We start from the raw sequence: 26,994 nt of genomic DNA on the forward strand, positions 1-26,994 counted from the left end.
TGGAGCCTCGAAGTGAACCCTCTCGTCGAGCGGATGCTCATCGACGGCGGGCTCGTGGCCGCCGCCGACGGCCGCACCTTCGGCAACATCGACCCGGCGACCGAGGAGGTGCTCGGCACCGCGCCCGACGCGGGCGTCCCGGACGTCGAGCGCGCCATCGGCGCCGCGCGGCGCGCGTTCGACACCACCGGCTGGTCGACCGACGTCGCGTTGCGCCGCCGCTGCCTGGTGCAGTTGCGGGACGCGCTGCGCGCGAACGTCGAGACGCTGCGGCAGGTACTGGTGGCCGAGTCGGGCGTCCCGGTGGGCCAGACCCCGGGGATCCCGCTCGACACGGCGATCGGTTTCATCGACCACTACATCGACCTGCTGGACGGCTACGAGTTCGAGCGGACGCTGCCCACCAAGACGATCCTCGGCGTGATGCCGACCGACCGGATCGTCCGGCGGGAGGCGGCGGGCGTGGTCGCGGCGATCACCCCGTGGAACTACCCGTTCTACCTGAGCGTGTGCAAGGTGAGCGCGGCGCTGGCCGCGGGCTGCACGGTCGTGCTGAAGCCCGCGCCCGACACCCCCTGGATCGTCCTGGCGCTGGGCGCGATCGCGGCGGAGCACACCGACATCCCGCCCGGTGTCCTCAACGTCGTCTCCACCGCCGACAACTCGGTCGCCCAGGTGCTGACGAGCCACCGAGACGTCGACGCCGTCTCCCTCACCGGCTCCACGGCCACCGGACGCAAGGTCATGGGCGCCGCCGCCGACACCGTCAAGCGGGTGACGCTGGAGCTGGGCGGCAAGTCCGCCGCGGTCTTCCTCGACGACGCGCCGCTGGAACTCATCGTCCCGTCCATGGCCGGTGCGGTCTGCGTCCACGCCGGGCAGGGCTGCACGCAGCTGACCCGGCTGCTGGTGCCGCGCGCGAAGCTGGACGACGCCGTCGGCCTGGCCGAGGGCGCCATGAAGCAGGTGAAGTGGGGCGATCCGACCGACCCCGAGAACGTGATGGGGCCGGTCGTCAACGCGACCCAGCGCGACCGGATCCTGGGCTACTACGAGTCGGCCGGACGGGACGGGCGCGTCGTCCTGGGCGGCAAGCCCACCGACCGGTTCGACCGCGGCTACTTCGTCGAACCCACCCTCATCACCGACGTCGCGCCCGAGGCGGCCGTCGCGCAGGAGGAGATCTTCGGCCCCGCGCTGGTGATCCTGCCCTACGACGATGACGACGACGCCGTCCGCATCGCCGACGGCACCATCTACGGCCTGTTGACGGCCGTGTTCGGCGCCCCGGACCGGGCGATGGCGATGGCCCGCCGGTTCCGGTCCGGGACGGTCGGCGTGAACGGCGCGCAGTGGTTCGACGTCGAGTCGCCGTTCGGCGGCTACAAGCAGAGCGGCCTCGGCCGCGAATGGGGCACCGAGGGCCTGGAGGACTTCCTCGAAGTCAAGACCATCGCGTTCCCCGCGGGCGGCTGACCGCCGCCCGCGGCGACCGTCCTGTCCTGACCCCCTCACCGGGCTGGAGAATTCCCATGAGCACGGACGAGTCCCCGACCGCGGACGCGGAACGGGAGAAGCACACCATCGAGCTGGACCGGCACTCCACCCGCTACCGCACCGAGTTCGAGCAGCTGACGGACGAACTCCACGCCAAGTGCCCGGTGGCCTGGAACGACACCCACGGCGGGTACTGGTTCGCCAGCGGCAACAAGGAACTGTTCGACCTCGCCCGGCGCGCCGACGTGCTCTCCAACGAGCACGACGTCGCGGGCACCAAGCGCGGCTATCGCGGGATCAGCATCCCGCCGTCGACCGGGGAGCACCGGATCCAGGGCGGCTTCCTGGAGATGGACCCGCCGGAACAGCGCCACTACCGGCAGGCGCTGAACCCCTACCTCTCCCCGGCGGCGGTCGCGCGCTGGAAACCGGTGATGGACGAGCTGACCCGCGCCTGCCTCGACGAGCGGATCGAGAGCGGCCGGATCGACTTCGTCGACGACCTCGCCAACATCGTTCCGGCCGTCCTGACCCTGGCGCTGCTCGGCATGCCGCTGACGGACTGGGACGTCTACTGCGAGCCCATCCACGCCGCCGTCTACACCCCGCCCGGCTCCCCGGACCATCCCCGCGTGCAGGAACTCCAGGTCCGCATGGGCATGCACCTGCTGGAGAACATCACCGAGATCCGGGCGAACCCCCGCCCCGGCCTCATCAACGCGCTGATCAACGCCGAGATCAACGGCTACCGCCCCGACGACATGGAGATCGTCGGTGTCGTGATGCTGCTCGTCGGCGGCGGCTTCGACACCACCACCGCGCTGACGGCGCACTCCCTGGAATGGCTGTCGGAGCATCCCGGCGAACGCGAGCGGCTCAGCCGCGAGCGCGACACGCTGCTCAACAGCGCCACCGAGGAGTTCCTGCGCTTCTTCACCCCCGCGCAGGGCGACGGCCGCACCGTCTCCCAGGACTGCGAGATCAACGGTACGCGGTTCAAGGAGGGCGACCGGCTCTGGCTGTCCTGGGCGATGGCGAACCGGGACGAGCAGGTCTTCGACGCCCCGCACCGCATCAGGCTCGACCGGTCCGGGAACCGGCACAGCAGCTTCGGCCTCGGCATCCACCGCTGCATCGGCTCCAACGTGGCGCGCGCCGCGTTCAAGACCATGCTCACCGCCGTCCTGGACCGCATGCCCGACTTCGCCTGCGACCCGGACGGCGCCGAGCACTACGACTCGACGGGCGTCATCAACGGCATGAAGAAACTGCCCGCCGCCTTCACGCCGGGCGAGCGGCTCGGCCCCGGCCTCGACGAGACGATCGCGCGCATGCAGCGCGTCTGCGACGAGCAGGGCCTGGCCGAACCGGTGACCGTCCGCAAGACCGGAGCGAAGCTCGACTGACGGGACCCCGGGTGCGCGCACGGTAAAGCCCGAATGCTAAGAAGTCTATGGAAACGTCGATCGGAGTCAGTGTGCGCGACGGGGATACCCTCTTCATCGACGGCAAGTGGCACGCGGCCGACGACGGACGGACGTTCGCGGTGGCCGATCCGGCCACGGGAACGCCCGTCGGCCGTGCCGCCGACGCCGGACCCGCGGAGACCGACCGGGCGATCGCGGCGGCCGCGGCGGCGTTCGGGCCGTGGAGCCGCGAGACCGCCTACCGGCGCGCGGACGTCCTGTGGCGCGCCCACGCCCTGATGACCGAGCGGGCCGAGGACCTCGCGGCGCTCATGACCCGGGAACAGGGCAAGCCGCTCAAGGCCGCCCGCAACGAGGTGCGTTACGCGGCCGACTTCCTGAGCTGGTTCGCGGAGGAGGCGAAACGGGTCTACGGCGGTTCCGTGCCGTCCGGACGCGCCGACCAGCGGCTGTCGATCCTGCGGCAGCCCGTCGGCGTCGTCGCGGGGATCACCCCGTGGAACTACCCGATCTCGATGATCACGCGGAAAGTGGCGCCCGCGCTGGCCGCGGGCTGCACGATCGTCCTCAAACCGGCGGAGCAGACCCCGCTGTGCGCGGTCGCGGTGTTCGAGCTGCTGGCGGAGGCGGGGCTGCCGCCCGGTGCGGCGAACCTGGTCACCACGAGCCGTCCCGGCCCGGTCGGGGAGCGGCTCCTGGACGCGCCCGCCGTGCGCAAGCTGACCTTCACCGGCTCCACGGACGTCGGCAAGGAGCTGGCGGCGCGCGCGGCGGCCACGATGAAGCGGGTCTCGATGGAACTCGGCGGGCACGCGCCGATGATCGTGATGGACGACGCCGACCCCGTCCACGCCGCCAAGGGCGCCGCGCTGGTGAAGTTCCTCAACACCGGCCAGGCGTGCATCAGCCCGAACCGGATCTTCGTCCACCGCCCGATCCTCGACGCGTTCACGGACGCGCTCGTCTCCCGCGTCGGCGCCCTGGTCGCCGGGCCCGGGGACCGGCCGGGCGTGACCGTCGGCCCGCTGGTCGACGACGCCGCCCTGGCCAAGGTGACCGCCCAGGTCGAGGACGCCGTCGCCAAGGGCGCGCGGCCGCTGGCCGGGGGAGAGCGGCTGACCGGGGACGGTCTCGCGGCCGGCCGGTTCTTCGCCCCCACGGTCCTCGCCGACGTCGACGAGTCGATGCGGATCTACCGCGAGGAGACGTTCGGTCCCGTCGCCGCGATCGTCCCGTTCGACACCGAGGACGAGGCCGTGCGCCGCGCCAACGACACCGAGTACGGGCTGGCGTCCTACGTGTACACCAACGACATGGGACGCGCCGTGCGCGTGTCCGAGGCGCTGCGGTTCGGGATCGTCGGGGTAAACGACATCAATCCCACCGCGGCCGCCGCGCCGTTCGGCGGGGTCGGGATGAGCGGCCTCGGCCGCGAAGGCGGCCCGCAGGGAATCGACGAGTACCTCGATGTGAAGCTTGTCGGGCTCGCCGTCCCCCGATCCGGCCGGGATTGATCCGCGAGCCGACCGAAGAGAGGAAAACACCGGTGCCCCAACAGAACGAGAACCGGCGTGACGGACTGGACCTGGCGCGGCTGCTGCTGCGCACCGCCGTCGGCGGGACCATGATCGCGCACGGTGTGAAGCACGGCCGTACGCTCGACGGGACGGCGGGCTGGTTCGAGTCGATCGGCTTCCGGCAGCACCGGCTGCAGGCGCAACTGAGCGCCGCGATCGAGGTCGGGGCCGGGGCGGCGCTGGTCGCGGGCGCCGGTACCCCGCTGGCCGCGTCGGCCGTCGTGGGGACCATGGGCGTGGCCGCCCGGACCGTGCACCAGCCCAACGGCTTCTTCATCACCGCCGAAGGCTACGAGTACGTCCTGAACCTCGCGGTCGCCACGACCGCGCTCGCCGCCCTCGGCCCGGGCCGCTACAGCGTCGACTCGGCGCTGGGCCTCGACCGCGGCTGCGCGGCCGCCGCGCCGCCGCCGTGGCGGCCGGTCGTCGGGCTGGCCGGTGCCGCCGCCCAGCTCGCCGCGTTCTGGCGCCGGCCGCCCCCGCGCCGCCGGTGCCCGCCGAGGAGCCGCGGCCGACGGCGACGCCGTCCGGGGGACGCGGTGATGCCCGACCACGTCGTCGTCGTGGGCGCGGGCGTCGGCGCCCTCCGCATGATCGAGCGGCTGCGCGCGGACGGTCACGAGGGGCGGATCACCCTGATCGGCGCGGAGCGGCACGACCCCTACGACCGCCCGCCGCTGTCCAAGCAGATCCTCACCGGCGACTGGGAACCCGGACGGGCGACCCTGCGCGACGGCGCGGGCCTGGCCGAACTGGACGTCACGGCCCGCCTCGGGACCCGCGCGGTCGCGCTGCGCGGCACGACCGTCGAGCTGGACGACGGCGGCTCGGTCGCCGGCGACGCGGTGGTGCTCGCGACGGCGTCGTCCCCCGCCGCCTGCCCGGCCAGCCGGACGGCGTACCGACCCTGCGCACCCTCGACGACACCCTGGCGCTGCGCGAGGCGCTCGACACCGCCCGTTCGCTGATCATCGTCGGGGCGGGCTTCATCGGCGCGGAGGTCGCCTGCGCCGCCCGCCGCCGCGACATCGCCGTCACGGTGCTGGAGGCGCAGCCCGTCCCCTGCGCCAGGGCGCTGGGCCCGGACGCGGGCGCGCTCGCCGCCCGGCTGTTCACCGAGGCGGGCGTCGACCTGCGCTGCGGCACCGGCATCGCCCGGTTCGCCGACGACCGGACCGTCGAGCTGTCCGACGGGACCGTGCTGTCGGCCGACGCCGTCCTGGTGAGCGTCGGCGCGGCCCCCGACCTCGCCTGGCTCGACGGCGCGGGCCTGACCACCGGGAACGGGCTGGCGTGCGACGAGCAGGGGCCGCGTGGCCGGCGCGGACGGCGTCTGGGCGCTCGGCGACGCGGCCGCCTGGTGGGATCCCGCGCTCGGGGAGCACCACCGCAGCGAGCACTGGACGACGACGATCACCCAGGCGGCGCAGGTGGCCTGCGACATCCTCGGCACCGAGCCGCCCCCGGCGATGCCGCCCTACGTGTGGTCCGACCAGTTCGGCCTCAAGATCCAGACGATCGGGCGGACCGGCGCGGCCGACGAGACGGTGGCGCTGCACGGCGCGGGCCTCGACGGCGGCGCCGTCAAGGGCACGGTCGCCGGGTACTTCACCGGCGGCGCGCTCACCGGCGTCGTCTCGTTCGGCGCGCCCGCGCTCGTCATGCGCTACCGGCCGCTCGTCGCGTCCGGCGCCGACCGGCGGACGGTGCTCGAACGGGCGGGCACCTGACGCGCGCGCCGTCGCCCGGCGGGGCACGCGGAAGCGGGACCGAGAAGAGCGGGATTGCCGTGAAGGCCCGCCGTCCACCACCGGACGGCGGGCCTTCACGTCGTCGAGACGGGGCGGTGGATCGCTGCGGAAGCCCCGGTCAGGAAAATGCGTCGACCCCTGAGCGGGTCTTTGAAAGGGTGCAGAGGCATCACTGTGATGACGTGAAAGGGAACGCCCTGTGCCTCGTGCCGTTACGTTGATCCGCTCCGCGTCCCTGTCCGATGTCGCCGAGTACGCCTACGCGGCCACGGCACCGGCCGAGGCCCGGCTGATCTTCCTGGCCGGGGCGTGCCCACTGAACCGGGACGGCTCGACCGCCGCGATCGGGGACTTCGCCGGGCAGGCGGCCAAAGCCGTGGAGAACCTGCGGACCGCTCTGGCCGACGCCGGCGCGGAGCTGGAGGACGTCGTCAGCACCCGCGTTCTGGTCGCCTCCCAACGGCAGGAGGACCTGGTGACGGCATGGGGGGTGGTCCGGGACCGGTTCGGCGGGCACGATGTACCGAGCACGCTCATGGGCGTCACCGTGCTCGGCTACAAGGACCAGCTCGTGGAGGTCGAAGCCGTGGCCGCGGTCATCGATTCCTGACCACCGGCCGCGTCCCCGGGTGCCGATGAACGCGTCGGCGAACCGGCGCATCCCGTCCAGTGCCTCCCGCGAACGCGACCAGGGCGACACGATCAGCCGCGTGACGCCCGCCGCGGCGTGGCGCTCGACGTCCTGCGGCCGCTCGATCGCGCCGCCGGGGAGCGTGACCTCGATCGGCGTCGTGCGTCCCGCGTGCTCGGCCAGCTCGCCGAGCCGGGCCACCGAGGCGGGCAGGTCGTCCAGCGAGTGGTTCATCGGCATCCAGGCCGCGCCGACGGTGGCGGCACGGCGCAGCGCGGCCGGCCCGTCGCCGCCGATGTGCAGCGCCGGGCCCGGCCGCTGCACCGGCTTCGGCTCGAAGGCCAGCGGCCCGAAGTCGAAGAACTCGCCGTGGTGTTCCACGACGTCTTCGCTCCACAGCCGGCGGCAGACCTCCAGGGCCTCGTCCACCCGGGCCCCGCGGCGGTCGAAGTCGAGCCCCATCGCCTCCCATTCGGAGCGCAGCCAGCTCGCGCCGACGCCGAACGCGAGCCGTCCGCCGGACAGCACGTCCACCGTCGCCGCGGCCCGCGCCGTGACGAACGGGTGGCGCAGGCCGACGTTGAACACGCAGGTGCCCAGCCGGATCCGGGTCGTGCGCGCCGCCAGATGGCACAGCACGCCCAGCGCGTCGAAGATCGGGACATCGGACGGGATCGGCGGATGGTCCGAGCCGTCGTGCGGGCTCCCGGCCGCGTCGATCGGCACCACCAGGTGCTCGGGCACCCACAGCGACTCGAACCCGAGCCGGTCCGCCTCCTCGGCCACCTCCCCCCACAGGCCGGGGTTCACGGCTCCCAGGTGCACACCGAAATCCATTCCGACCTCCCGGCGACGCCGCGCGACCGGACGCGCGCGGCGATCGTTCGAAATTATTGCATCTGCCGAACATAGACGTTCCGTCCCGGTGCCGTCCACCGCCCCGCACCGGAGACGCCGCACGGGGCGGCGCCTCCGGTGCGCGGTCGTCAGGCCATCGCCGACTCGGCGTCGACGCCGGACGCCGGGCTCGGGCCCGTGCCCGTTCGGCGGGCGTTGCCGATGAACGCGGTGAGGAGCAGGGTCGCCACCGCGCAGCCGACGATGAACAGGCAGCCCGCGGTCAGCGCGGTCTCGGTCGGCAGGTGCGTGCCGGCCGCGGTCCAGGTGGCGAGGATGATCGAGCCGACGGACAGCCCGGCGGCGACCCCGACGTTCAGCACCACCCGGTTCATGCCGGTGGCGGCGCCCGTCTGCTCGGACGGCACCACCTCGACGATCAGGTTCGGCGTCGCGGAGAAGGCGAACGCGGACCCGATGCTGGTGAGCCCCAGGCCGATGATCGTGCCCGGCAGGCTCTGCGCCTGGAAGATCCACACGATGGGGCCGACGATGTACAGCACGCCCGCGACCGCCAGCGCCCAGCGGGCGCCGACCAGCTGCGCGATCCGTCCGCTGGCCGCCGCCCCGCCGTAGCCGACCACGGCGATGCACAGCATCACCACGCCCGCGCGGGTCCGGCGACAGGCCCATGCCGACCGGCGCGTTCGCGGGCATCTGCAGGATGATCGGCGCCATGATCGTGGCGGTGCCCTGCCCGCCCATGCCCACCAGGAGCGTCGCCAGCGTGGTCAGCGCGACCTTGCGGTCGCGGAACTGGCGGACGTCGACGATCGGCTCGCGGACGCGCCGCTCCCACGAGACCCAGGCGACCCAGGCCGCCAGCCCGACCGCGATCGACCCGATCACCGACGCGTTCGTCCAGCCCCAGTCGCCGGCCTGGGTGAGGCCGAACAGCACGAAGGCGGTGGCCGGGACGAGGAGCACGGCGCCGACCATGTCGATCGACGGACGCGGCCTGAGGCCGGGCGTGCGCGGCAGACCCGCCCACGCGATCAGCGACGCGACGACGCCCATGGCGGTCGCGGCCATGAACAGCACGCGCCACCCGCCGTGGTCGAGCAGCACCCCGGCGATCAGACCCCCGGCACCGGCGGAGATCGGGACGATGCCGCCGAGCAGCGCGATCGCGAGCGGCACCCGCCGCTCCGGCAGCAGTTCGCGCACCAGGCCGAAGGAGATGGGCAGGGCGCCCGCGGCCAGGCCCTGCGCTCCCCGGCCGAGGACCACCATCCACAGGTCGGTGGCGAGCACGCTGATCAGCGAGCCGCAGGCCGCCGCCAGGAGCAGCAGCGCGAGGACTTTGCGGCGGCCGAAGATGTCGCCGAGCCGTCCGCCGGTCGCGGCGAAGGCGGCGCCGACCAGCAGATAGGCGGTGGTGGTCCAGCCCACCGCGGCCGAGTCGGCCTCGAAGACGCGCATGAAGGTCGGGATGGCCGCGATCGCCATCGCGGTCTCGGTGACGGCGAAGACCTCGATCGCGATCAGCGCGATCAGCACGCGCGTGTGGGCTGGCACTCTCGGCGGGGCGGACGGGGCGGGTCCGGTGGTCATCGGGTCCTCCAGGGTGGGGTGGGTGGACTCGGCCGTCCGATCGGGAGCATGGGCGAGTCCGGCGCGGCGCTTTCGCCGCCGTGTGCGAGCCGGGCCCGGTGGGGGCGTGGCCGTGCCCGGGGAGGAGAGCGGGTCGCGGGCGCGGCGGTGCTGCGGCCTCGGACGCGAAGCGCTGGAGAATACGGCTGTCGGAGGGATGGCGGCGACCGTGGCCGGGAAAGCCCATCGCCGATGATTTCGACGTCGGTATCGAAAATGATGGTGCGCCGACGCCCCGGCGCACGTCAAGCCCTATCGGCGCTCAGTTCTCCGTACTGACCAGTACAATCGCCGCCCGCCACCGTGCTCGACGGCCCGGCCGGCATCCCCGTCGGTGCATCTACGCTCGCGGCGAGGCCCCGCCGCCAGGAGGATCCGCGCCGGACGACCGGTACCCGCGGCGCCCGCTCAGTGCCCGCGGAACCGCGGGTCTCTGTTCTCGCGGAAGGCGGCGATGCCCTCGTGGAGGTCGGCCGTGGTCATCGTGACCGGCTGGGCGAGCGCCTCCCACTGGATGGAGGCCTCCAGGCCCGCGGCCGACTGCTCCAAGCCCGTCTTGGTGAGCCGCAGCGCGATCGGGCCCGCCTCCGCGATCCGGGCGGCGACCGTCAGGGAGTGCGCGAGCGCGTCCTCGGCGACGTCGTTGACCAAGCCCCACTCCAGCGCCTGCTCCGGCGCGACTTCGCGGCCGGTGTAGAGCATGTCGCGGGCCCGGGTGACGCCGATCGCCTCGGGCAGCAGCCAGGTCGCGCCCATGCCGCCGTGCGTGGCGAGGTAGAGGAAGGGGGTGCGGAAGCGTGCGCCCGGCCCGGCGAAGCGCAGGTCGCAGGCCAGTGCGAGGCAGACGCCCGCGCCGACGGCGGGCCCGTTGACCGCGGCGATCACCGGGAAGGGGAGCGTGCGCGGGCGCAGCCAGCTGCGGTAGAACGGCAGCATCCGGTCCCGGAGGCGGTCGATCGTGATGTCCTCGCCGGTTCCCTGATCGAGCCAGGACAGGTCGGCGCCGGAGCAGAAGGAGCTCGCCTCGCCGGTCACCACGAGGACGCGGGTCTCCCGGTCGGCCGCGACCTCGTCCAGGGCGTCGTCCCAGGCCCGGGTCATCTCCTCGGTCATCGCGTTGCGGACGCCCGGCCGGTTCAGCGTCACCAGCCGGACCCCCGGCCCGGGCCGCGTGAGCACCACCGCGTCGCTGGAGTCGCCCGCCATGCAGATCCCTTCGCTCGTCGACCCGCCAACCCTACGGGAGCGGCTCACGGCCGGCTCGCCGCGTCGCGGCGAGCCATTATTTCGATACATTGACAAACATGTATGAGCGGTGTTCGGTGGGAGGGGCCGCCGGTGACGGCGGACCGGGCTCCAGCGACGGACGGGGAGACGGCCATGACGGGCGAGGCGCCACCGGGACCGTCGGGCGCCTCATGATCGCAGAGGCTCCCGACGGTCCGCCGGGGAACGGCCGGGACGTCAGCGCGACAGCAGGTCGCGGGCGATGTGCGTCACCTGGATCTCGTCGGTGCCGGCGTAGATCTGGAACGACTTGGCGTCGCGGGCGAGCTGCTCGACCCGGTACTCGCTCATGTAGCCGTTGCCGCCGAACAGCTGGACGGCCTCCTGGGCGACCTCGCTCGCGGCCTGCGCGGCGTACAGCTTCATCGCCGACGCCTCCGCCAGCGTCGGGGCGCGGCCCGCGCGCTGCATCTCGACGTGCCGGAACACGAGGTTCTGGACGTTGAGGCGGGCGACCTCCATCTTGGCGAGCTTGAGCTGGATGAGCTGGAAGTCGCCGATCCGCTGCCCCCACAGCTCGCGGGTCTTAGCGTACTCGACCGACAGCTTCAGGCATTCCTCGATGACGCCGAGGGCCATCGCGGCGACGCCGGCGCGCTCGGTGACGAAGTTCTGCTTGGCCGATTCCTTGCCGCCGCCCTTCCCGGACGACAGCAGCCGGTCGGCGCCCGCGCGGACGTCGCTGAGGAACAGCTCGCCGGTGGGGGAGGAGTGCAGGCCCATCTTGCGCAGCGGCTTGCTCTGCTCCAGGCCCTCCATGCCCGTGTCCAGGACGAACGTGAGGATCTCGCGGTCGCGGGGTTCGACGCCCGGCTCGTCCAGCTTGCAGTAGAAGACGATCGTGTCGGCGTAGGGGCCGTTGGTGATGAACGTCTTGCCGCCGTTGAGGACGTACTCGTCGCCGACCTTGCGGGCGGTGGCCTGCATGCCGCCGAAGGCGTCCGAGCCCGAGTTCGGCTCGGTGATCGCCCAGGCGCCGACCTTCTCCATGGTGAGCAGGTCGAGGGCCCAGCGCTCCTTCTGCTCGACCGTCCCGCGCTTCATGATCGTCCCGGCGGCGAGGCCGAGGCCGACGCCCATCGCCGACACCAGGCCCGGGGCGACCTTGCACAGCTCGATGATCGGCAGCATGCTCATCGCCGCGTTGCCGCCGCGGCCGGTGCCGCCGTCCGCGCCGTCCGTGTCGTCCTCGCCGCTTCCGGCGGCGGCGCCCGAGCGCTCCTTCTCCATCCGGGCCTTGAACGACGAGCGGGCCATCTCGTCCATGCCGAACGTCTTGTACAGGCCGCGGATGATGCCGTACGGCGGCAGTTCGCCCGACTCCAGCGCGTCCAGGTTGGGACGGACCTCCGCGTCGATCCAGTCGCGGACCGCGTCGCGGATCATCAGGTCTTCGTCGGACCACTCGATCATGCTCGCCTCATCTTTCGGCCGGTCGGTTACCGCACCATGAAAGCAGACGGCAAAAGCTAGCGCTTACTTGGCATCGGTCGTGTCAGGGCAGGTGAACGATGTCGGCGAGCACGCCGCCGCCCGCGGTGAGGCGGTCGGGGGACGGGCTGTCGTAGACGACGAGGAGGCGCAGGCCCGGCCCGGGCCCGTCCAGGACGGCGATGCCCTCGGCGTGGTCGTCGCCGTCGCCGTACGGCAGGTCGCCCAGCACCTCCAGGTCGTCCGCGTGGACGATCTCCGGCGCGTCGGCCTTCGCCGCGCCGCGCCACCGCACCACCCGCACCGGGCCGTCCAGGTCCATGCTGGGGCCGGTGAGGATCAGCAGATCGTCGCCGTGCGGGCACAGGTCGCGGACGCCCAGGCCGCCGAGGTCGAGGAAGTGGGTGCGGTAGAGGTCGTCGCCGTCCACCGGCAGCGCCCGCAGCCGCCGCGGGTCGTCGGGGTCGGCGCCGGGCCGGATCTCCACCAGCACCGCCCAGCCGCGCAGCACCGGGCCGCGCAGCCCGATGTAGAGGCGGTCGCCGTGCACCGCGACGCCCTCGATGTCGACGCCGTTGTCCTTGCCGGGCAGGTGCAGGAACGGCGCCAGGTGCGGGTCCTTCGCCAGCAGGTCGGTGATCGAGTCGCCGTCCAGCCCGAGCACCGCCGCCGTCCGGCCGCCGTCCTCGCGCACCGCGCGCGGCAGCCCGTCCTCGCCGGTGACCAGCGGGATCCGCGCCAGGATGAACCGGTTGTCCTCCCGCACGACCGTCGCCAGCCGCTTGCGGGACTTCGCCGCCGGATGCCCGTCCTTGATCTTCTTGCGTTTGAGGCTGTGCGAGCCGATCGCCCACAGCCAGCCGTTCGCCCGGCCCAGCCCCTCGATGTCGGCCTCCTCGTCCGGGCCGGCGGGCAGCGGGACCAGGTCGGCGAGCGCGACGGTGACGTGCCCCTCGTAGCCGGTGACGGCGCCGTCCGGGCCGGTCACGGCGGTGAGCCGCTCGACCGTCGCCGTCTCGTCGCCGGCCGCCCACAGGCAGGGGCCGTCCTGGCGGATCGCGGACAGGTTCGTGTGGGTCTCCGCCTCCCGGCTCGCGTGCCCGAAGGGAAGTTCGACCCGGCGTTCTACGATCATCTGCACGATGGTGCCATATCGGGCCGGTCGCCCGGGGTCACGGCGCCGCGATCACCTGCGCGGACGCGCGGACGGGGCGTCCCACCGGACGTCGAGGCGGTCCGGCTTGCGGAACACCAGCCCCACCGGGCGCGCCGGACGGCCCGGATCGAGCCGGACGCCGGGGAACCGGTCGAGGACCGCGCCGAGGGCGGCGCGGGCCTCCAGCCGGGCGAGGGTCGCGCCGAAGCAGAAGTGCGGGCCGTGCGCGAACGCCAGGTGCTCGCCCGCGTCGGCCCGGTGCGGGTCGAAACGGTCCGGGTCGGCGAACACGGCCGGGTCGCGGTTCGCCGCCGTGATCGACACCCGCACCAGGTCGCCCGCCCGCACCGGCGCGCCGCCGAGGTCGGCGTCGCGGACCGCGTAGCGGTCGACGACGGCGGCGGGCGGCTCCGTGCGCAGCGACTCCTCGATCACCGCGGGCAGCAGCTCCCGGTCGTCCCGGACGGCCCGCGCCAGTGCGGGATCGGACAGCAGGTGCAGCGCGGCGTTGGTGATCAGGCCCTCGGTGGTGTCGATGCCGCCGAACATCAGCACGGCCGCGTTCGCCACCACCTCGGCGGCCGCCAGCCCGTCCCGTCCGGCTTCGCCGCGCGCCGCCTCGGCGGGCAGCGAACCGGGGCGGGCCATCGCCTCCGCGACCGCGTCCGTCAGCTTCGCGTACGCCGCGCCGGAACGTTCCAGGGCCGCGTCCGCGCCGCCGTCGCCGTCCGGGGAGCCGGTCAGCGCCGACACCGCGTCGACGAACGTCCCGTACCAGGACCGGACGGTCGCGGCGTCCACCTCGGGGAGTCCGAGCGCCTCGGCGACGACCGCGACGGCCAGCGGCCCGGCCAGGTCGCCGCGCAGTTCCGCGCGTCCCGCCGGGACGAGCGCGCCGCGAGGCGGCCCGCCTCCGCCGCGGCGAAGGCGGCGAAGCGCTCGCGGGTCCGGGCCGGCCGGAACGGCCGCGCGAACGCGTCGCGGTGGCGGGCGTGGGCGGGACCGTCCAGCGACAGCATGCTCGGCCCGACGACCCGGGCGGTGGAGAAGCGCGGATCGTCGACGGTGAACGCGGCGGCGTCCCGCATGACCCGGACGGCCTGGGCGTGCGAGGTGACGAGCCAGCCGCCGAGCGAGGGGAGCCACGAGACCGGCTCGGCGGCGCGCAGCCGGGCCAGGTGCGGGTGCGGGTCGCCCTCCAGATCGGCGACCGACACCGCCGCACCGAGCGGGAACCGGGCCGGGAGATCGCTGCTCATCCGCCCGAGGGTAAGGCACCGGCTAATGATCTACAATGTAAAGGCGCCGGGCGGGACGCGTCGACGCGTCACACCGAAATTTGCTCCCGCCACCAGCGACGGCCTTCCTCCGGCAGGGTATAGATCGGGTCGTGATACTCGTATTGCCTGGTCAGAGCGTCGGGATCGGACGCTTCGAGGCCGGTGCGGTAGTTCTTGGTCCAGTAGGAGACGCCGCGCTCGCGGTCGTAGCCGGAGAGCTGGTGCACCCACCGCTTGCCGACGTAGGGGACGTCGCACACGATGCGGGGCGTCGCGAACCCGGGCAGGTAGCCCATGATCGCGTGCTGCAGCTCCTGCGCCTCCCAGACCGCGAGGCGCCAGTGCTCGCTGCCCGGGATCATGTCGCACATGTACAGGTAGTACGGCATGATCCCGGCCTCGTCGAGCAGCGCGAACGACAGGTCGAGCAGCGCGTCGGGGGAGTCGTTCACGCCGCGCAGCAGGACGCCCTGGTTGCGGACGTCGCGGATTCCGGTGTCCAGCATGGCGCGGGCGGCGCGCGCGACGAGCGGCGTCACCGACCGGGCGGCGTTGACGTGGGTGTGGATCGCGATGCTCGCGCCGCGCTCGCGGGCCTTGGCAGCCAGCCGTTCCATGCCGGCGCGGACCTCGTCCTGCAGCCAGTGCTGCGGCAGTCCCATCAGCGCCTTGCTGGCGAGCCGGACGTCGCGGACGTTGTCGATGTCGAGCAGCGCGGCGACGAACGACTCCAGCCGGGGCCAGGGCAGGTTGGCGACGTCGCCGCCGGAGACGACCACGTCGCGGACGCCGGGGGTGCGGCGCAGGTAGTCCAGCATCGCCTCGTGCCGGTCGGGCGGCCGGATCGTGAACTTGTGCTTGTCGACGTTGGGCGTGGAGTTGCCGACCAGGTCCATGCGGGTGCAGTGGCCGCAGTACTGGGGGCAGGTCGGCAGCAGTTCGGCCAGGACCTTGGTGGGGTAGCGGTGGGTGAGGCCCTCGACGGCCCACATCTCCGCTTCGTGGAGGGAGTCGCGGGCGGCGTGCGGGTGGGACGGCCAGTCGGTGCGGCGGTCGGAGAAGACCGGGAGCATGTAGCGGCGGACCGGGTCGGCGTAGAACGCGGCGGTGGAGGAGGTGTCCATCGTGTTGAGCATCTGCGGGGGCAGCAGCATCGACATCGTCGCGCGTTCGGCCTGGTCGCGTTCGAGGTCGGCGTAGAAGGAGTCGTCGAGCAGGTCGCCCATGACCGCGCGGAGCTGCCGGAGGTTCTTGACGCAGTGGGCGCGCTGCCATTGCGCCGACTCCCACTCCGCGTCGGTGACGTCGCGCCAGCCGGGCAGGCGCCGCCAGTCGGGTTCCTCCAGGGGGCGGCGCCGGTACTCGTAGGGCTGGCCCGCCGCCCGTCCGGCGGACGGTTCCGCGTCGCCGGTCGCGTCGCCGGTCGCGCCGGTTCCGGTGTCCGGGTGCAGGGCAGTGGTCATCGTCGACCCCTCCTCGCCTCACGTGATCGCATAAAAATCTTGTGCACGGCCGACGTTACGGGAAGACTTTCGATCAAACCAGGGGCTCTCGGTATATCTTCCATGAGATGCCGATGACCGAAGGGATGGCGCAATGACCGACGGGACCACCGGCGGGACGGCGATCGGGCTGCATCGGGTGCTGGAGCCCGCGGGCGTGCTGCCGCAGGCGGCGCACCGGCTGGACGCCGACCCGCGCATCGGCCCGGACGAGGTGCGGGTCGCGGTCGAGCGGCTCAACCTGGACGCGGCGTCCTACCGGCAGTTGCACACCGCGCACGGCGGCGACGCCGCCGCCGTCCGCGCCGAGGTGCTGCGGATCATCGGCGAGCGCGGCAAGATGCACAATCCCGTCACCGGGTCGGGCGGCATGCTCGTCGGCGTCGTCGAGGAGGCCGGGCCGGACTCGCCGCTCGGGCTGAAGCCCGGCGACCGCGTCGCCACGCTGGTGTCGCTCACGCTGACGCCGCTCGCGGTCACCGACGGGCTCGCCGGGTGGGACGGGCGTTCCGAGCAGGTGCCCGCGCGGGGGCACGCGGTCCTTTTCGCGCTCTCGATCGCGGCCGTGCTGCCGGGCGACGTGCCCGTCCCTGCTCGCCCTGTCGGTGCTGGACGTGTGCGGCGCCCCGGCGCTGACCCGCCGCGTCGTGGAGTCGCGGACGGAGTCCGGCGGGTCGTCCGGCGGGGACGGGCCGGTGGTCGCGGTGCTGGGGCGGCGGGCAAGAGCGGGTGCCTGGCGCTGGCGGCGGCGCGGCGCGCCGGGGCGTCCCGGCTGGTGGGGCTGGTGCCTGACGGCGGCGGAGGCGGCGCGGCTGGAGGCGTCCGGGCTGGCCGACGCGTGGTGCGGGCGGCGCGCGGGACCCGGTGGCGGTGGCGCGGGAGGTCGCGGCGGCCGGTGGACCGGCGGACGTGACGGTGGTGTGCGTGGACGTGCCGGGCTGCGAGCACGGCGCGATCCTGGCGACCGCGCAGGGCGGGTCGGTGGTGTTCTTCTCGATGGCGACGTCGTTCCCGGCGGCGGCGCTCGGCGCGGAGGGGCTGGCGGCGGACGTGACGATGCTGATCGGGAACGGATACGTGCCCGGGCACGCCCAATACGCGTTGGACCTCCTGCGCGACGAGCCGGGGGTTCGCATGTTGTTCACCGCCCGAACGGGGGCAGACCCGGCACAATGACCGGGACACGGCCCCGGCAGCGGCGGGGAGCCCACCCGATCATCTGAGGAGAGAGCCTGATGGCGAGCATCACCGAGGACCTGCGCGGCCGCGAGCCCAAGGAGCGGCAGGCGCAGATCGTGGACGTCCTGGTGGACGCGTTCTCGGACCTGATGGAGCGCAGTCCCGCCGAGTTCCGCCGCCGCTTCCGCAAGATGGCGTCCGATCCGTTCGCGTTCTACCGGGGGAGCGCCTGCCTGTTCTACGCCGACATCGTCGACGACGAGGACCCGTGGGCGGACGAGCGGACGGCGCGGGTGTGGATCCAGGGCGACCTGCACGCGCAGAACTTCGGCACGTACATGAACGACGACGGCGTGTTCGTGTTCGACGTCAACGACTTCGACGAGGCGTACGTCGGGCACTTCACCTGGGACGTGAAGCGGCTGGTGGCGAGCCTGGCGCTGCTGGCGTGGCAGAAGGCGATCTCCGACGCCGACATCCGGCGGCTGATCGAGGCGTACGTGCGCGCCTACGTCGACCAGGTGCGGCGGTTCGCGGGCGACGGCGGGGACGACTTCGCGCTGACGCTCGACACGACGGACGGGTACGTGCGGGGCGTGCTGATCGACGCGCTGTCGTCCACGCGGATCGGGCTGCTGGAGGGCAAGACGGTCCTGGACGGGCACGAGCGGCGGTTCCGGGACCGGTCCGGGGTGCGGCGGCTGGGCGAGGCCGAGCGCGCGAAGGTGGAGGCGGCCTACCTGGGGTACCTGGAGACGATCCCGGCCGACAAGCGGTTCGCGAGCCTGACCTACGAGATCAAGGACATCGTGGGTGCGTCGGGGTTCGGGATCGGGTCGGCGGGGCTGTCGGCGTACAACATCCTGGTGGAGGGGCGTTCGCAGGCGCTGGAGAACGACGTGATCCTGTCGATGAAGCAGGGGAACGTGGCGGCGCCGAGCCGGGTGGTCGACGACGCGCGGATCCGGGAGTACTTCCGGCATCACGGGCACCGGACGGCGGTGTCGCGGCGGGCGCTGCAGGCCAACACCGACCCGTGGCTGGGGCACGCCGAGATCGACGGGGTCGGGTACGTGGTGCAGGAGCTGTCGCCCTACGAGGAGGACCTGGACTGGGGCGGGCTGACCGAGCCCGCGGAGATGCTGTCGGTGCTGGACGACCTGGGCCGCGCCACCGCGAAGATCCACTGCGTGTCCGACAGCGACTCCGACCACACGCTCGTCGGGTTTCAGGTGGAGGACGCGATCAGCTCGGTGATCGGCGCGGACGAGTCGGCGTTCGTCGAGGACATGGTCCGGTTCGGGACGGCGTACGCGGAGGTCGTCCGCGACGACCACCGGCTGTTCGTGGACGCGTTCCGTTCTCGTCAAGGTCGTTTGGCTCTAATCTGGGAGTCGTGACCCCCGAAGGACTCGCGCACGCCGCCCTCAAGGCCGGCCAGCAGCTGGTTGCCGCGCTGTACTCCCGCGTCAGCAAGGACAAGCGCGGCAACCACCGCTCCGTCGAAGACCAGGACACCGAGAACCGTGAGGTCGTCGATCAGGAAGGCTGGCACATCGGCGACGTGTACTGCGACAACGACAAGTCCGCCTCCCGCTTCGCGCGGGGGACGCGTGAGGACTGGGACCGGCTGCTGGAGGACGTTGCGGCTGGCCGGTTCCACGTCGTGGTGCTGTGGGAATCGTCCCGCGGTGACCGGCGGCTGGCGAACTGGGTGCTGTTCCTGGACCGCTGCCGGGACCTGGGCGTCCTGATCCACATCACCTCCCATCAACGGACCTACGACCCGAGGAAGCGCCGCGACTACAAGACTCTCGCGGAGGAGGGGCTGGACTCGGCCGACGACTCGGAGAAGACGTCCGAGCGTCTCCGCCGGGACAAGCGGAACGCGGCGAAGAAGGGGAAGCCGCAGGGCCGCAACCTCTATGGCTACAAGCGCATCTACGAGGTTCAGCCGGACGGGAAACGGGAGATCGTCGACATCATCTTCGATGAGGAGCCACGCACGACGACCGATAAGGAGGGGCAGGAACACGTCTACTCGCATGCTGAGGTCGTCCGGGAGATCGTGAAGCGCCTCGCGTCGGGGGACTCGCTGCGGGGCGTGACGGTCGACCTGAATCGCCGCGGTATCCCATCCCCGCGGAACGGGAAGACGGGGTGGCAGCCGACCCGGCTGAGGGAGATCGCAACGAACCCCGCCTACGTGGGGCAGCGTGTCCACCAGGGGGAGGTGCTGCAGGGCGTGGAAACGGTCTGGAAGCCGCTGGTGGACGAGACGATGTTCCACGCGTGCATGGAGCGGTTCACCCGGACGGGGCGGGCTCAGCACCTGGAGGGGGCGGTGAAGCGACTGAACGCCGGGCTGGCGACGTGCGGTGTGTGCGGCCGGTATGTGCGGCGGATGGGGCCGCGGGTCCAGCCCGTGTATGTGTGCGCGCCGGACAGCAGGTCGGGGTTCGGGCCGGCGACGGGCTACTGCGTGTCCCGCAGGGTCGCCGATGTGGACGCGTTCGTGGAGCGGTCGATGTGGCTGCGGCTCGCGCGGCCTGACCTGGTGGACCTGATGAAGCAGGACGAGGACGCCGATGAGCGTCTGGCTGCGCTGCTGCAGGAGGTCACGGAGAAGCAGGCGCTGCTGGACGACGCCCGCGACCGCGCGGGCCGCCGGACGCTGTCGCTGGACAGCCTGGAGCGGCTCGAGCGGCAACTGGTGCCGGAGATCGAGCGGGCGCGGATCCGCATGCGGGAGACGCGGGTCGCGCCGGTGCTGCGTGATTTCGTTGGGCGGACGCTCGATGAGGTGCGGGCGGAGTGGAATCGGCGGTCGATTCCGCAGCGTCGTGAGGTGATCAGGGCGTTGACGGAGAAGGTCGAGATCATGCCGCTGCATGGCCGTAAACGCTATGAGCCGGACGAGTCCGTCCTGATCACTTGGAGGCAGCCCAATCGGGTGACCACTGCGAACTAGCGGTGACCGCGGTCCCCACCCTGGTGGTTGCGGGATCGGTCCGGTCGATGGTGGTGTCGCTGGCCTTCGGACGCTTCGCGGTTCTTCGCCCTCGGGCGGGAGCGCGCATCGGTGTCGCCGGCTGGGGCCGACTGTTCCGTCTTCTCGAGCTCGGGCGTTGGCGTCCCGTTATCGATCTGGTCGATGGGGTTTTCCGTTGCTGGAGTGGGGCTGCCCGCCGGGACGCTGGTTGTGGGCGAAGGCGTCGGAGATGGGGACGTCGGCGGGGGCTCCACAGTCGTCGTTGCCGACGCCGTCGCCATCGGGGTGGGAGAGTTCGTCGGCGTCGACGACGGTGTCGGCCCGGGGAGCGTGAAATCCGAGGCCGCCGCTGGGGGCAGGAACACGTCGGTGCGCGCCGCTTCTGCGGAGGTGGGCAAGACGGTTAGCGGTTGGTGGTGCGCGGCGGCGGCGGGTGGCCGGGAGAGGACCCCAGGGTCGCTGTCGGAATGCGGTACCGCAGGCAGCATCGGCGCGAACGCGAAACTCGCGGCGCACGTGCCGCTGGTGATGGTCTGCCCGAACGCGCCCAGGAACGGGAGAGGGGAGAGGGCGGTGAGGCGCCGGCGTCGTTGCCGTGCTTTCCGGAGAGGGCCGGTGGAGGTGCCTGGTCGGCACGCCCAGATTTCCTCCCCGTTGCGCTCCCAGATGGCGAGCACGAGTTCGTGGGGGAGATCGAGGACGATGCCGGTGCAGGTGGTGGTCGCGACGATGTCGCGAAGCTGCTGAAAACTTTCGTTCTCACGGGCCGGATCGGGATTGCAGGTGGTGCGGTCGAGGAGGACAGAGCGAAGCGGACCGTAGTTCCGTTGATGGTGACGGAGTAGCTGCCATCAGGCGTTCCGTTGCGGAGGGCGGCGATGTACGTAACGGGTACGTCGGAGACGAACGTCCGGGCGTTGAACTCGGCGACCGCGTCGTCCATCTCGGCGTGTTCGAGGTAGCGGTCGAGGTCGGGGTGTCGGGTGGTTTGCCGAGTGCGGACATCGATCCACGACAGGGCGCGGAGCTCGTCTAGGGGGATCGGACCATCGTCGGGGTTCGGGGCACCGGAGCCATCGACGCTGATAGACATGCAGGCACACCTCGGCTGTTTCGCTGCTTGTGCAGTTGTCGTGTGTGTGCCAGGTCCCCGTATAGATGAGACACCCGTTGCGGGCGTGGTGTTGACGTTGTACCGGCAAGGTTACGTGATCGTGACCTAACAATCCGTGTTGCAACGTTGCGGCAACGATTGGTCTGGCGGTAGAGGCCTCAACTGGCTTGCGGGGGGTCCTGCTCTCGTGCCAGGTGTCGAGCAACCATTTGGTTCAGAGCGTTGCTGAGATGCAAGAGCGCCTTGCTGTCGCCGGCGAGGTCGCCGCGTTGCAGTCGCACAAAGTGAATGGCGGCGCGGCGTTGTTCGACAGTGAGGTCTGGAGTGAGCCAGATGTGCTGCTCCCACTCTTCAAGATCAGGCAAGCTCACAGACTGTGGAATGTCGGGGTTTGTCCTAGTTTGCGAGCTTGTGGTACCTGCCGTTTGCCGGGTGCGTCTTTCCGGTAGCCGCTTGATCGACGAGTCGGCTAGGGCGGCCTTGATCGATCCCTCGGCAACCTCGTATGCGACCTCGATTGCCGTGATCATCGGCGTGCTGAAGTTGGTGCGGCGAGCCCCTTCGATGTCGGAGATGACCCGGTACTCGATTTTCTTCTCTCGGCAAAAGACGCGACGGTTCCGGTACCTGGGGTCGAGGTCGATGCGTCTGCTGACGAGTAGGGCGGCGATCCTCCGCCAGGAGGGGTCGGCGCTCGCTTGGCGGGCCATGGTTCTCCTCGTCGCCTGAGCCGGAGTGGGGTCAGGTGGGACTCAGTGGGACTCGCGCGCAAGCTTAGAGCACTTGCATCCGCGTGTGGATACTGCCCCGGTTAGGTGTACCTAAGAGTCCCCTCAAGGTGACGTCAGTCCAGAAAAAGGAATCAGAGTCCTCGAATCTCTGGACTGGATAGGACTGACAGTCCTATGGTGGCGTCATGCCCGAGATGCAGACCCTCCCCTACGACGCGGACAAGATCCGCGACCTGCGCGAACGGGCCGGGCTGAGCCTGATCGAGCTCGGTGTCCGCACCGACCGCCATCCGGAATCCCTCCGCAACATCGAACGGAACCGCAAGAACGCATCCCGCCTGATGCTTGCCTGCATCGCCAAGGCGCTCGGGGCCGACCTCGACGACATCGTCCTGGAGGACGAAGTCGTCGAGCAGCCGATGAAGGCCGCTTCGTGAGCGGCGGCCAGGCCAAGCGCCCGGCGTGGTGGCGGCCCGGCATGACCGACGCCGAGGCCCGCATCTGGGAAGCCGCAGAGCGCGCCGCCGACTCCGCCCCGGAGATCCGCCGCGGCGACGACGTGCACCTGAAGCTCCGCCCGCTCCTCGCGGGCTGGCTCACCACGCCCCCGCAGGAGACGCGGGACGCCGCCTAGCAGAACGGGCTCGACCGGTTGCGCCCGGTCGAGCCCTTGACCAACCGACCACCCGTCATCAGCAGGAAGGAAGTCGGCTAGCTATGAAGAAGCGTAACCGGATCGCCGGGCCCGTTGAGGCCGCCGGGGCGATCATCCTGGGCTCCACGTGGGTGTGCGACACGCACGGCACGGTCAACGCCCAGGGCACGACGTGCGAGGGGTGCGCGTCATGACCGCCGCGACCGAGATCGCCGAGCGGTTCAAGCGTGAGACCGCGAACCACGAGATGACCGTGCTGCACGACGACGGCCTGTACCGGCACGTGCGGTTCATGGCCCCGAACTCGGGCCTGTACCACTTCGACCTGGTCACGTGGCCGGGCTACCTGTCGATCAGCGGTGACATCGACGGCTACGTGTTCCGCCGCGCCGACGACATGTTCCAGTTCTTCCGCGGCTCCGCGTGGAACGGCGAACCCAACTTCACCTACTGGGACGAGAAGGTCACCGCTGGACGCGACGGTCTGAAGACCTACAACGAGGACCTGCTCCACGAGTGCGTCGCCGACGAGCTGAAGGACGCCGAGGAGAACTACCCCGGCGTGACCGACGCCTGGACGAACGCGACTACTGGGATCCTGCCGGACTACTACACGACCACCGAGCAGGACGCGCGATACGCGCTGGAGCAGTTCACGTACCTCCCCGACGGGGAGAACGGTAAGCCGTTCCGCTTCTACGACACGTGGGAGTGGAACCTGCGGGACTACAACTGGTCCTTCCTCTGGGCCTGCTGCGCGATCGTGTGGGGCATCGCCCGGTACGACGCCGCCCAGGCCGTAGGGCAGGCGGTGGCGTCATGACCGTCATGCTCACCAAGCCCGAGTGGGGTGTCCGCTGCACGTGCCCCGTCGAGGAAGTCGACGTTCGCGCGAGCGAGGCTGACGCCCGCCGCTGGCTGCGTGCCCTTCACTTCTGCGGCAACCACGATGCCGTCCTGGTGACCCGCGCCGGGGACGGGCCGTGGCGCCCGGTGGAGACGGCGGTGACCCGGTGACCGCAACGAGCCTCGACGCCGAGCACCTCGGCACCAACGTGTGGGACGCGCTGGTGTCCGCCGGGTTCGAGCCCGGACCGGATGGCTTCGACGTCCTCAAGCCCCTGCGGGAGTCCTTCGACCACGTCGTGGTCGTCGCCCGCTTCGAGCACGGCATGTACGGCCTCGGCACGCCGGGTGTGCGCCGTGGCCGCTACTACCGGCTCGCGGGCGCTCTGACCGAAGCCGGCTACAAGAACGCGACCCTGAAGATCGACGGGGTTCCGCACGCGCTGATCGTGCCCGGTGGTTCCCGGACGGCCGACGAGATCGCCGCCGACCTCGGAGGCGATGGCCGTGGCTGAGCAGACGAGCAACGACTTGGTCGAGCAGGCCAAGTGGATCGCGAAGGCCGCGACCGGCCTCGAGACCCTCATCAACGAACGCGCCGACGCGAAGGCCGAGGCTGCGCTCGTGCGAGCCCACCTCGAGGCGGACGAGCAGATCAAGGAAGTCCAGGCGCGCCTGGGCGGCGAGGTGCGACGCCAGGAAGACCTCATCGAGGAGCTGCGCCGTCAACTCTCGACGTGCGCCCGAAACATCGACCGGCACACCGAGCGCGTCCGCGCCCTTGCTGAGGCGCTGGGTGTCCCGGCGTACACGCCGTGGGAACTGCTCATCGCCAAGGTCCGCAAACAGGGCGATACGTGCACCTGCCCCCACCGGCCCACGAACCCCCTCAGCGCGCAGGACGGAGAGCGACAGTGATCGAGCGCACCAGCAGCGGCGACGTGGAGCTGACCACGATCCACTACCGCGACGAGACCGGACCCTTCTACTACGTCGTCATCGACGGCACGCCCGTCCTGCCGGAGATGCCGCTGCCGTGGGACGAGGCACAGCGGAAGGCCGAGTGGGAGCGTGACGAGGACCCGGACGTGTGCGTCGAGGTCGTCGCGTGCACGGACGAGGACCTGAAGTGGGCGGGCGTCCGATGACCGAGATCAAGCCCGTCGAGGGCGGCCCGCACGACCTCGTGCACACGGCCGTGACGGCGCTGAAGCGGCGGCGTCCGTACACCGCCGAGGTTGACGCGCTGCTGCTGTTGCTGCTCCGGCTGTGCGGGCAGCACCAGGTGCCCGACTATCCGATGCCGGACCGCCGGTGCTCGTGCGGGGCTCGGATCCCCTGGGGGGACTTCGCGGGCGTGCCGTGCCCGGAGATGGTCCCGGTGCTGGACCTAGCCGAGGCGATCGTCGCCGACGACCGGCGGGAGCTGGTCGACCTGCGCGCCGTCTACGCCGCCAATCACAGCGAGCAGGACGGAGGGACCCGTGGCTGACCAGCAGAAGCCGATGTTCGGTGCAGAGAGCGCGCGTCTCGCCGCGATCCGGGCCCGCAAGACCGCCGCTTCCAAGGGCACGTGGCAGGTCGTGGCGGACCTCGACCCGGCCGACGGCGCCACCCTGGCCATCGACGCCGGGGATGTCCGGGTCGCCGACGTGTTCGTCCCGGCAGGGGTCACCCCGGCGGAGCAGAAGACGGCGGAGGCGGACGTCGAGTTCATGGTGCACGCCCGCGCGGACGTGACCTACCTGCTGACGCTGGTGTCCCGGCTCCGTGGGGAGAACGCGGCGCTGGTTGAGACGGTCGCGGCGGCCGACACCGAACGGGACCGACTGGAGGCCGACCGGGCGTTCGTCGAGTCCGTCGTCGTCGCGTGGGAGTGCGGGGGTGCTCACCCCGGCGACGCCCGTGACGCCCTCACCGCGATCCGTGACCGCCTCTACGCGCGCACCCCGGCCGCCGAGCCCGGCGCCTGACCTGACCACCTGCGGGGCCGCCGCCACCCGCGGCGCCCCCACCCCCAGGAGACCCACATGACCGCCACCACCAAGATCGAGTGGACCAACGCCACCTGGAACCCGGTCACAGGCTGCACCAAGGTCAGCCCCGGCTGTGACAACTGCTATGCCGAGACGTTCGCAGAGCGGTGGCGCGGCACGCCCGGCCACCACTTCGAGAACGGGTTCGACCTCACGCTCCGGCCCGAGCGACTCGAACAGCCGCTCCGTTGGCGCAAGCCCCGCCGGATCTTCGTCAACAGCATGAGCGACCTGTTCCACGAGGGCGTGCCGGACGAGTTCATCGCCGAAGTGTTCTCGGTGATGGCCCGTGCTCCGCAGCACACCTTCCAGCTCCTCACGAAGCGACACGGGCGGATGCGGTCCCTGCTGAACCGGCCGAGCTTCCGCGACAACCTCGCCCACCTCGCACCGTGGCCCCTGCCGAACGTCTGGCTCGGCGTATCCACCGAGGACCAGAAACGCGCCAACCTGCGCGTACCCGCGCTCATGCAGACCCCGGCCGCCATCCGGTTCATCAGCGCCGAGCCCCTGCTCGGACCGATCAACCTGCACCACGGCCTCACGCACTGCCCGGTCCACGACTTCCCCGGCGGGTTCTGCAGCGGACCGTGTCCCGACCGCATCGCCCCCGACTGGGTCATCGTCGGCGGAGAGTCCGGGCCCGCGCCCGCCCCATGCACCCCGACTGGGCCCGCTCACTCCGCGACCAGTGCACCCCCGCGGGGATCTCGTTCTTCTTCAAGCAGTACGGGGTGTGGGTGCCGGAGTCGATGCTCCTGCACACCAGCGGCGCACAGTCCGCATTCCTGGACACCGATGGCACCTTCCGCCCGCTCCACAACGGGCGGCCCGTCGAGCCGCCCATGGCGCGCGGTGACGCAATCACGGTACGCCTCGTCAGTAAGAAGGCTGCCGGGCGCGAGCTGGACGGCCGCACCTGGGACGAGTTCCCGGCTGCCGCCGTCCTGGGGAGCGACCGGTGAGCACCGCCACCGCCGTCCCCGCCATCGCCGTCGCGATCATCGCCCTCGGATGGGCCATCGCCCGCATCGCCCGAGCCGGAGACGACCTCCCCGCCCTCTGCGACGTCCGCGACGAGCGCATCGACGCCCTCCCGCCCGACCACACCGACGGCCTCACCTGGGACCCGCGCTGGGACGAGGAACCCCGCCCCGGCACCGGGCCCCGACGCCACGGGGAGGTGCTGTGACCCGCCGCGCCCCCTGCGGCACCGTCGCCGCCTACCTCCGTCACATCAAGCGCCACGAACCCACCGACGCCGAATGTCGCGCCGCATGGGCCGCGCACCGCAAAGCCGAACGCGCCCCACACCGCACCGGCCTCGACCCCGCGAAGGTGTCCGCCGAGAACCGCACCGCCGCCCGGCAGCGCCGCATCGCCGCGTACCGGTACATGACCCGCACCCTCGG

The 26,994-nt window shown here is 71.7% G+C and carries 29 protein-coding genes and 5 pseudogenes; 24 read left to right on the plus strand and 10 right to left on the minus strand.

Translation table 11 applies throughout. From position 1 onward, the window contains the following. Positions 1-12: 12 nt before the first annotated feature. The 6 genes and pseudogenes from BJF79_RS33550 to BJF79_RS33575 all read left to right on the plus strand — a co-directional run bounded on the left by BJF79_RS33550 (position 13) and on the right by BJF79_RS33575 (position 6,862). Positions 13-1,476 carry an aldehyde dehydrogenase family protein gene (locus tag BJF79_RS33550; protein ID WP_262402926.1) on the plus strand — a complete coding sequence of 488 codons (1,464 nt, stop codon included), beginning with the start codon at positions 13-15 and terminating at the stop codon, positions 1,474-1,476. A gap of 56 nt (positions 1,477-1,532) precedes the next feature. Then, positions 1,533-2,903: a cytochrome P450 gene (locus tag BJF79_RS33555; protein ID WP_075903489.1), complete on the plus strand. Its 1,371-nt coding sequence runs from the start codon at positions 1,533-1,535 to the stop codon at positions 2,901-2,903. Between the two features lie 71 nt (positions 2,904-2,974). Next, the gene (locus BJF79_RS33560; RefSeq protein WP_262402927.1) at positions 2,975-4,438 is read left to right on the plus strand and encodes an NAD-dependent succinate-semialdehyde dehydrogenase; all 1,464 of its coding nucleotides are present in this window, start codon (positions 2,975-2,977) and stop codon (positions 4,436-4,438) included. A 32-nt stretch (positions 4,439-4,470) separates the two neighbouring features. Then, positions 4,471-5,750 (plus strand): annotated as a pseudogene (locus tag BJF79_RS62800) (FAD-dependent oxidoreductase); the annotation flags it as partial. A 64-nt stretch (positions 5,751-5,814) separates the two neighbouring features. Beyond that, complete coding sequence (locus tag BJF79_RS62805) at positions 5,815-6,231, plus strand: oxidoreductase C-terminal domain-containing protein (RefSeq protein WP_262402929.1); 417 nt, start codon at positions 5,815-5,817, stop codon at positions 6,229-6,231. A gap of 220 nt (positions 6,232-6,451) precedes the next feature. Then, positions 6,452-6,862 (plus strand): RidA family protein, encoded by a 411-nt coding sequence (locus BJF79_RS33575; protein WP_075903493.1) that lies wholly within the window; start codon positions 6,452-6,454, stop codon positions 6,860-6,862. A 96-nt stretch (positions 6,863-6,958) separates the two neighbouring features. Here BJF79_RS33575 and BJF79_RS33580 read toward each other — a convergent pair. From BJF79_RS33580 to BJF79_RS33620, 9 genes and pseudogenes are all read right to left on the minus strand, one after another. Beyond that, positions 6,959-7,720 (minus strand): annotated as a pseudogene (locus BJF79_RS33580) (LLM class F420-dependent oxidoreductase); the annotation flags it as partial. 149 nt (positions 7,721-7,869) lie between these two features. After that, positions 7,870-8,388 (minus strand): annotated as a pseudogene (locus BJF79_RS33585) (MFS transporter); the annotation flags it as partial. A 109-nt stretch (positions 8,389-8,497) separates the two neighbouring features. After that, a pseudogene (locus tag BJF79_RS67600) lies at positions 8,498-9,334 on the minus strand (MFS transporter); the annotation flags it as partial. 447 nt (positions 9,335-9,781) lie between these two features. After that, a complete protein-coding gene (locus tag BJF79_RS33600) occupies positions 9,782-10,579 on the minus strand; it encodes an enoyl-CoA hydratase/isomerase family protein (RefSeq protein ID WP_075903499.1) in 798 nt (265 codons plus the stop codon). A 258-nt stretch (positions 10,580-10,837) separates the two neighbouring features. Further along, entirely contained in the window at positions 10,838-12,073 is a 1,236-nt protein-coding gene (locus BJF79_RS33605; RefSeq protein ID WP_075903501.1) for an acyl-CoA dehydrogenase family protein, read from the minus strand. Between the two features lie 82 nt (positions 12,074-12,155). After that, positions 12,156-13,226: a DUF3616 domain-containing protein gene (locus BJF79_RS33610; RefSeq protein ID WP_075903503.1), complete on the minus strand. Its 1,071-nt coding sequence runs from the start codon at positions 13,224-13,226 to the stop codon at positions 12,156-12,158. Between the two features lie 51 nt (positions 13,227-13,277). Further along, the gene (locus BJF79_RS62815; protein WP_262402931.1) at positions 13,278-14,048 is read right to left on the minus strand and encodes a cytochrome P450; all 771 of its coding nucleotides are present in this window, start codon (positions 14,046-14,048) and stop codon (positions 13,278-13,280) included. Continuing rightward, on the minus strand, positions 13,988-14,506 hold the full coding sequence (locus BJF79_RS62820; protein WP_262402932.1) for a hypothetical protein: 519 nt from the start codon (positions 14,504-14,506) through the stop codon (positions 13,988-13,990). Before BJF79_RS62820 ends, BJF79_RS62815 begins: the two co-directional genes overlap by 61 nt. Before the next feature lie 68 nt (positions 14,507-14,574). Next, positions 14,575-15,990, minus strand: a complete 1,416-nt coding sequence (locus BJF79_RS33620) for a KamA family radical SAM protein (RefSeq protein WP_262402933.1) — start codon at positions 15,988-15,990, stop codon at positions 14,575-14,577. A gap of 133 nt (positions 15,991-16,123) precedes the next feature. Between BJF79_RS33620 and BJF79_RS33625 the strand changes: the two genes are divergently transcribed. From BJF79_RS33625 to BJF79_RS62830, 5 genes are all read left to right on the plus strand, one after another. Next, positions 16,124-16,942 carry a hypothetical protein gene (locus BJF79_RS33625; RefSeq protein WP_262402934.1) on the plus strand — a complete coding sequence of 273 codons (819 nt, stop codon included), beginning with the start codon at positions 16,124-16,126 and terminating at the stop codon, positions 16,940-16,942. Beyond that, a complete protein-coding gene (locus BJF79_RS62825) occupies positions 16,939-17,205 on the plus strand; it encodes a hypothetical protein (protein ID WP_262402935.1) in 267 nt (88 codons plus the stop codon). The genes BJF79_RS33625 and BJF79_RS62825 overlap by 4 nt, the downstream gene beginning before the upstream one ends. Before the next feature lie 59 nt (positions 17,206-17,264). Beyond that, complete coding sequence (locus BJF79_RS33630) at positions 17,265-18,608, plus strand: DUF2252 domain-containing protein (protein WP_075903505.1); 1,344 nt, start codon at positions 17,265-17,267, stop codon at positions 18,606-18,608. Continuing rightward, positions 18,605-20,179, plus strand: coding sequence for a recombinase family protein (locus BJF79_RS33635; RefSeq protein ID WP_075903507.1), 1,575 nt, complete (start codon positions 18,605-18,607; stop codon positions 20,177-20,179). Before BJF79_RS33630 ends, BJF79_RS33635 begins: the two co-directional genes overlap by 4 nt. A gap of 704 nt (positions 20,180-20,883) precedes the next feature. Next, positions 20,884-21,045, plus strand: coding sequence for a hypothetical protein (locus tag BJF79_RS62830; RefSeq protein WP_262402936.1), 162 nt, complete (start codon positions 20,884-20,886; stop codon positions 21,043-21,045). 427 nt (positions 21,046-21,472) lie between these two features. Here the strand turns inward: BJF79_RS62830 and BJF79_RS54235 are convergent, their stop codons facing one another. Then, a complete protein-coding gene (locus tag BJF79_RS54235) occupies positions 21,473-22,024 on the minus strand; it encodes a hypothetical protein (RefSeq protein ID WP_143220585.1) in 552 nt (183 codons plus the stop codon). Positions 22,025-22,230: 206 nt separating this feature from the next. On the opposite strand from BJF79_RS54235, the gene BJF79_RS33650 reads away from it, so the two are divergent. The 13 genes and pseudogenes from BJF79_RS33650 to BJF79_RS33705 form a co-directional block, all read left to right on the plus strand. Continuing rightward, positions 22,231-22,482 (plus strand): helix-turn-helix domain-containing protein, encoded by a 252-nt coding sequence (locus BJF79_RS33650; protein WP_075903513.1) that lies wholly within the window; start codon positions 22,231-22,233, stop codon positions 22,480-22,482. Then, complete coding sequence (locus tag BJF79_RS33655; RefSeq protein WP_075903515.1) at positions 22,479-22,679, plus strand: hypothetical protein; 201 nt, start codon at positions 22,479-22,481, stop codon at positions 22,677-22,679. Before BJF79_RS33650 ends, BJF79_RS33655 begins: the two co-directional genes overlap by 4 nt. A gap of 83 nt (positions 22,680-22,762) precedes the next feature. After that, a complete protein-coding gene (locus tag BJF79_RS62835; RefSeq protein ID WP_262402937.1) occupies positions 22,763-22,894 on the plus strand; it encodes a hypothetical protein in 132 nt (43 codons plus the stop codon). Beyond that, on the plus strand, positions 22,891-23,523 hold the full coding sequence (locus BJF79_RS33660; RefSeq protein ID WP_143220587.1) for a hypothetical protein: 633 nt from the start codon (positions 22,891-22,893) through the stop codon (positions 23,521-23,523). The genes BJF79_RS62835 and BJF79_RS33660 overlap by 4 nt, the downstream gene beginning before the upstream one ends. Further along, on the plus strand, positions 23,520-23,717 hold the full coding sequence (locus BJF79_RS33665) for a hypothetical protein (RefSeq protein WP_075903519.1): 198 nt from the start codon (positions 23,520-23,522) through the stop codon (positions 23,715-23,717). The genes BJF79_RS33660 and BJF79_RS33665 overlap by 4 nt, the downstream gene beginning before the upstream one ends. After that, complete coding sequence (locus BJF79_RS33670) at positions 23,714-24,061, plus strand: hypothetical protein (RefSeq protein WP_075903521.1); 348 nt, start codon at positions 23,714-23,716, stop codon at positions 24,059-24,061. Before BJF79_RS33665 ends, BJF79_RS33670 begins: the two co-directional genes overlap by 4 nt. Beyond that, positions 24,054-24,464, plus strand: a complete 411-nt coding sequence (locus tag BJF79_RS33675; protein WP_143220589.1) for a hypothetical protein — start codon at positions 24,054-24,056, stop codon at positions 24,462-24,464. Before BJF79_RS33670 ends, BJF79_RS33675 begins: the two co-directional genes overlap by 8 nt. Next, complete coding sequence (locus BJF79_RS33680) at positions 24,461-24,694, plus strand: hypothetical protein (RefSeq protein ID WP_075903525.1); 234 nt, start codon at positions 24,461-24,463, stop codon at positions 24,692-24,694. The genes BJF79_RS33675 and BJF79_RS33680 overlap by 4 nt, the downstream gene beginning before the upstream one ends. Continuing rightward, a complete protein-coding gene (locus BJF79_RS33685) occupies positions 24,691-25,038 on the plus strand; it encodes a hypothetical protein (protein ID WP_143220591.1) in 348 nt (115 codons plus the stop codon). Before BJF79_RS33680 ends, BJF79_RS33685 begins: the two co-directional genes overlap by 4 nt. Next, positions 25,031-25,519 (plus strand): hypothetical protein, encoded by a 489-nt coding sequence (locus BJF79_RS33690; RefSeq protein WP_075903529.1) that lies wholly within the window; start codon positions 25,031-25,033, stop codon positions 25,517-25,519. The genes BJF79_RS33685 and BJF79_RS33690 overlap by 8 nt, the downstream gene beginning before the upstream one ends. A gap of 57 nt (positions 25,520-25,576) precedes the next feature. Continuing rightward, a pseudogene (locus BJF79_RS33695) lies at positions 25,577-26,547 on the plus strand (DUF5131 family protein). After that, positions 26,544-26,774 (plus strand): hypothetical protein, encoded by a 231-nt coding sequence (locus tag BJF79_RS33700; protein ID WP_075903531.1) that lies wholly within the window; start codon positions 26,544-26,546, stop codon positions 26,772-26,774. Before BJF79_RS33695 ends, BJF79_RS33700 begins: the two are co-directional and overlap by 4 nt. Beyond that, on the plus strand, positions 26,771-26,994 hold a 224-nt coding region (locus tag BJF79_RS33705; RefSeq protein WP_262402938.1), incomplete at its 3' end, for a hypothetical protein. The genes BJF79_RS33700 and BJF79_RS33705, both read left to right, overlap by 4 nt.

The organism is Actinomadura sp. CNU-125, assembly GCF_001942465.1.
GTDB lineage: Bacteria > Actinomycetota > Actinomycetes > Streptosporangiales > Streptosporangiaceae > Spirillospora.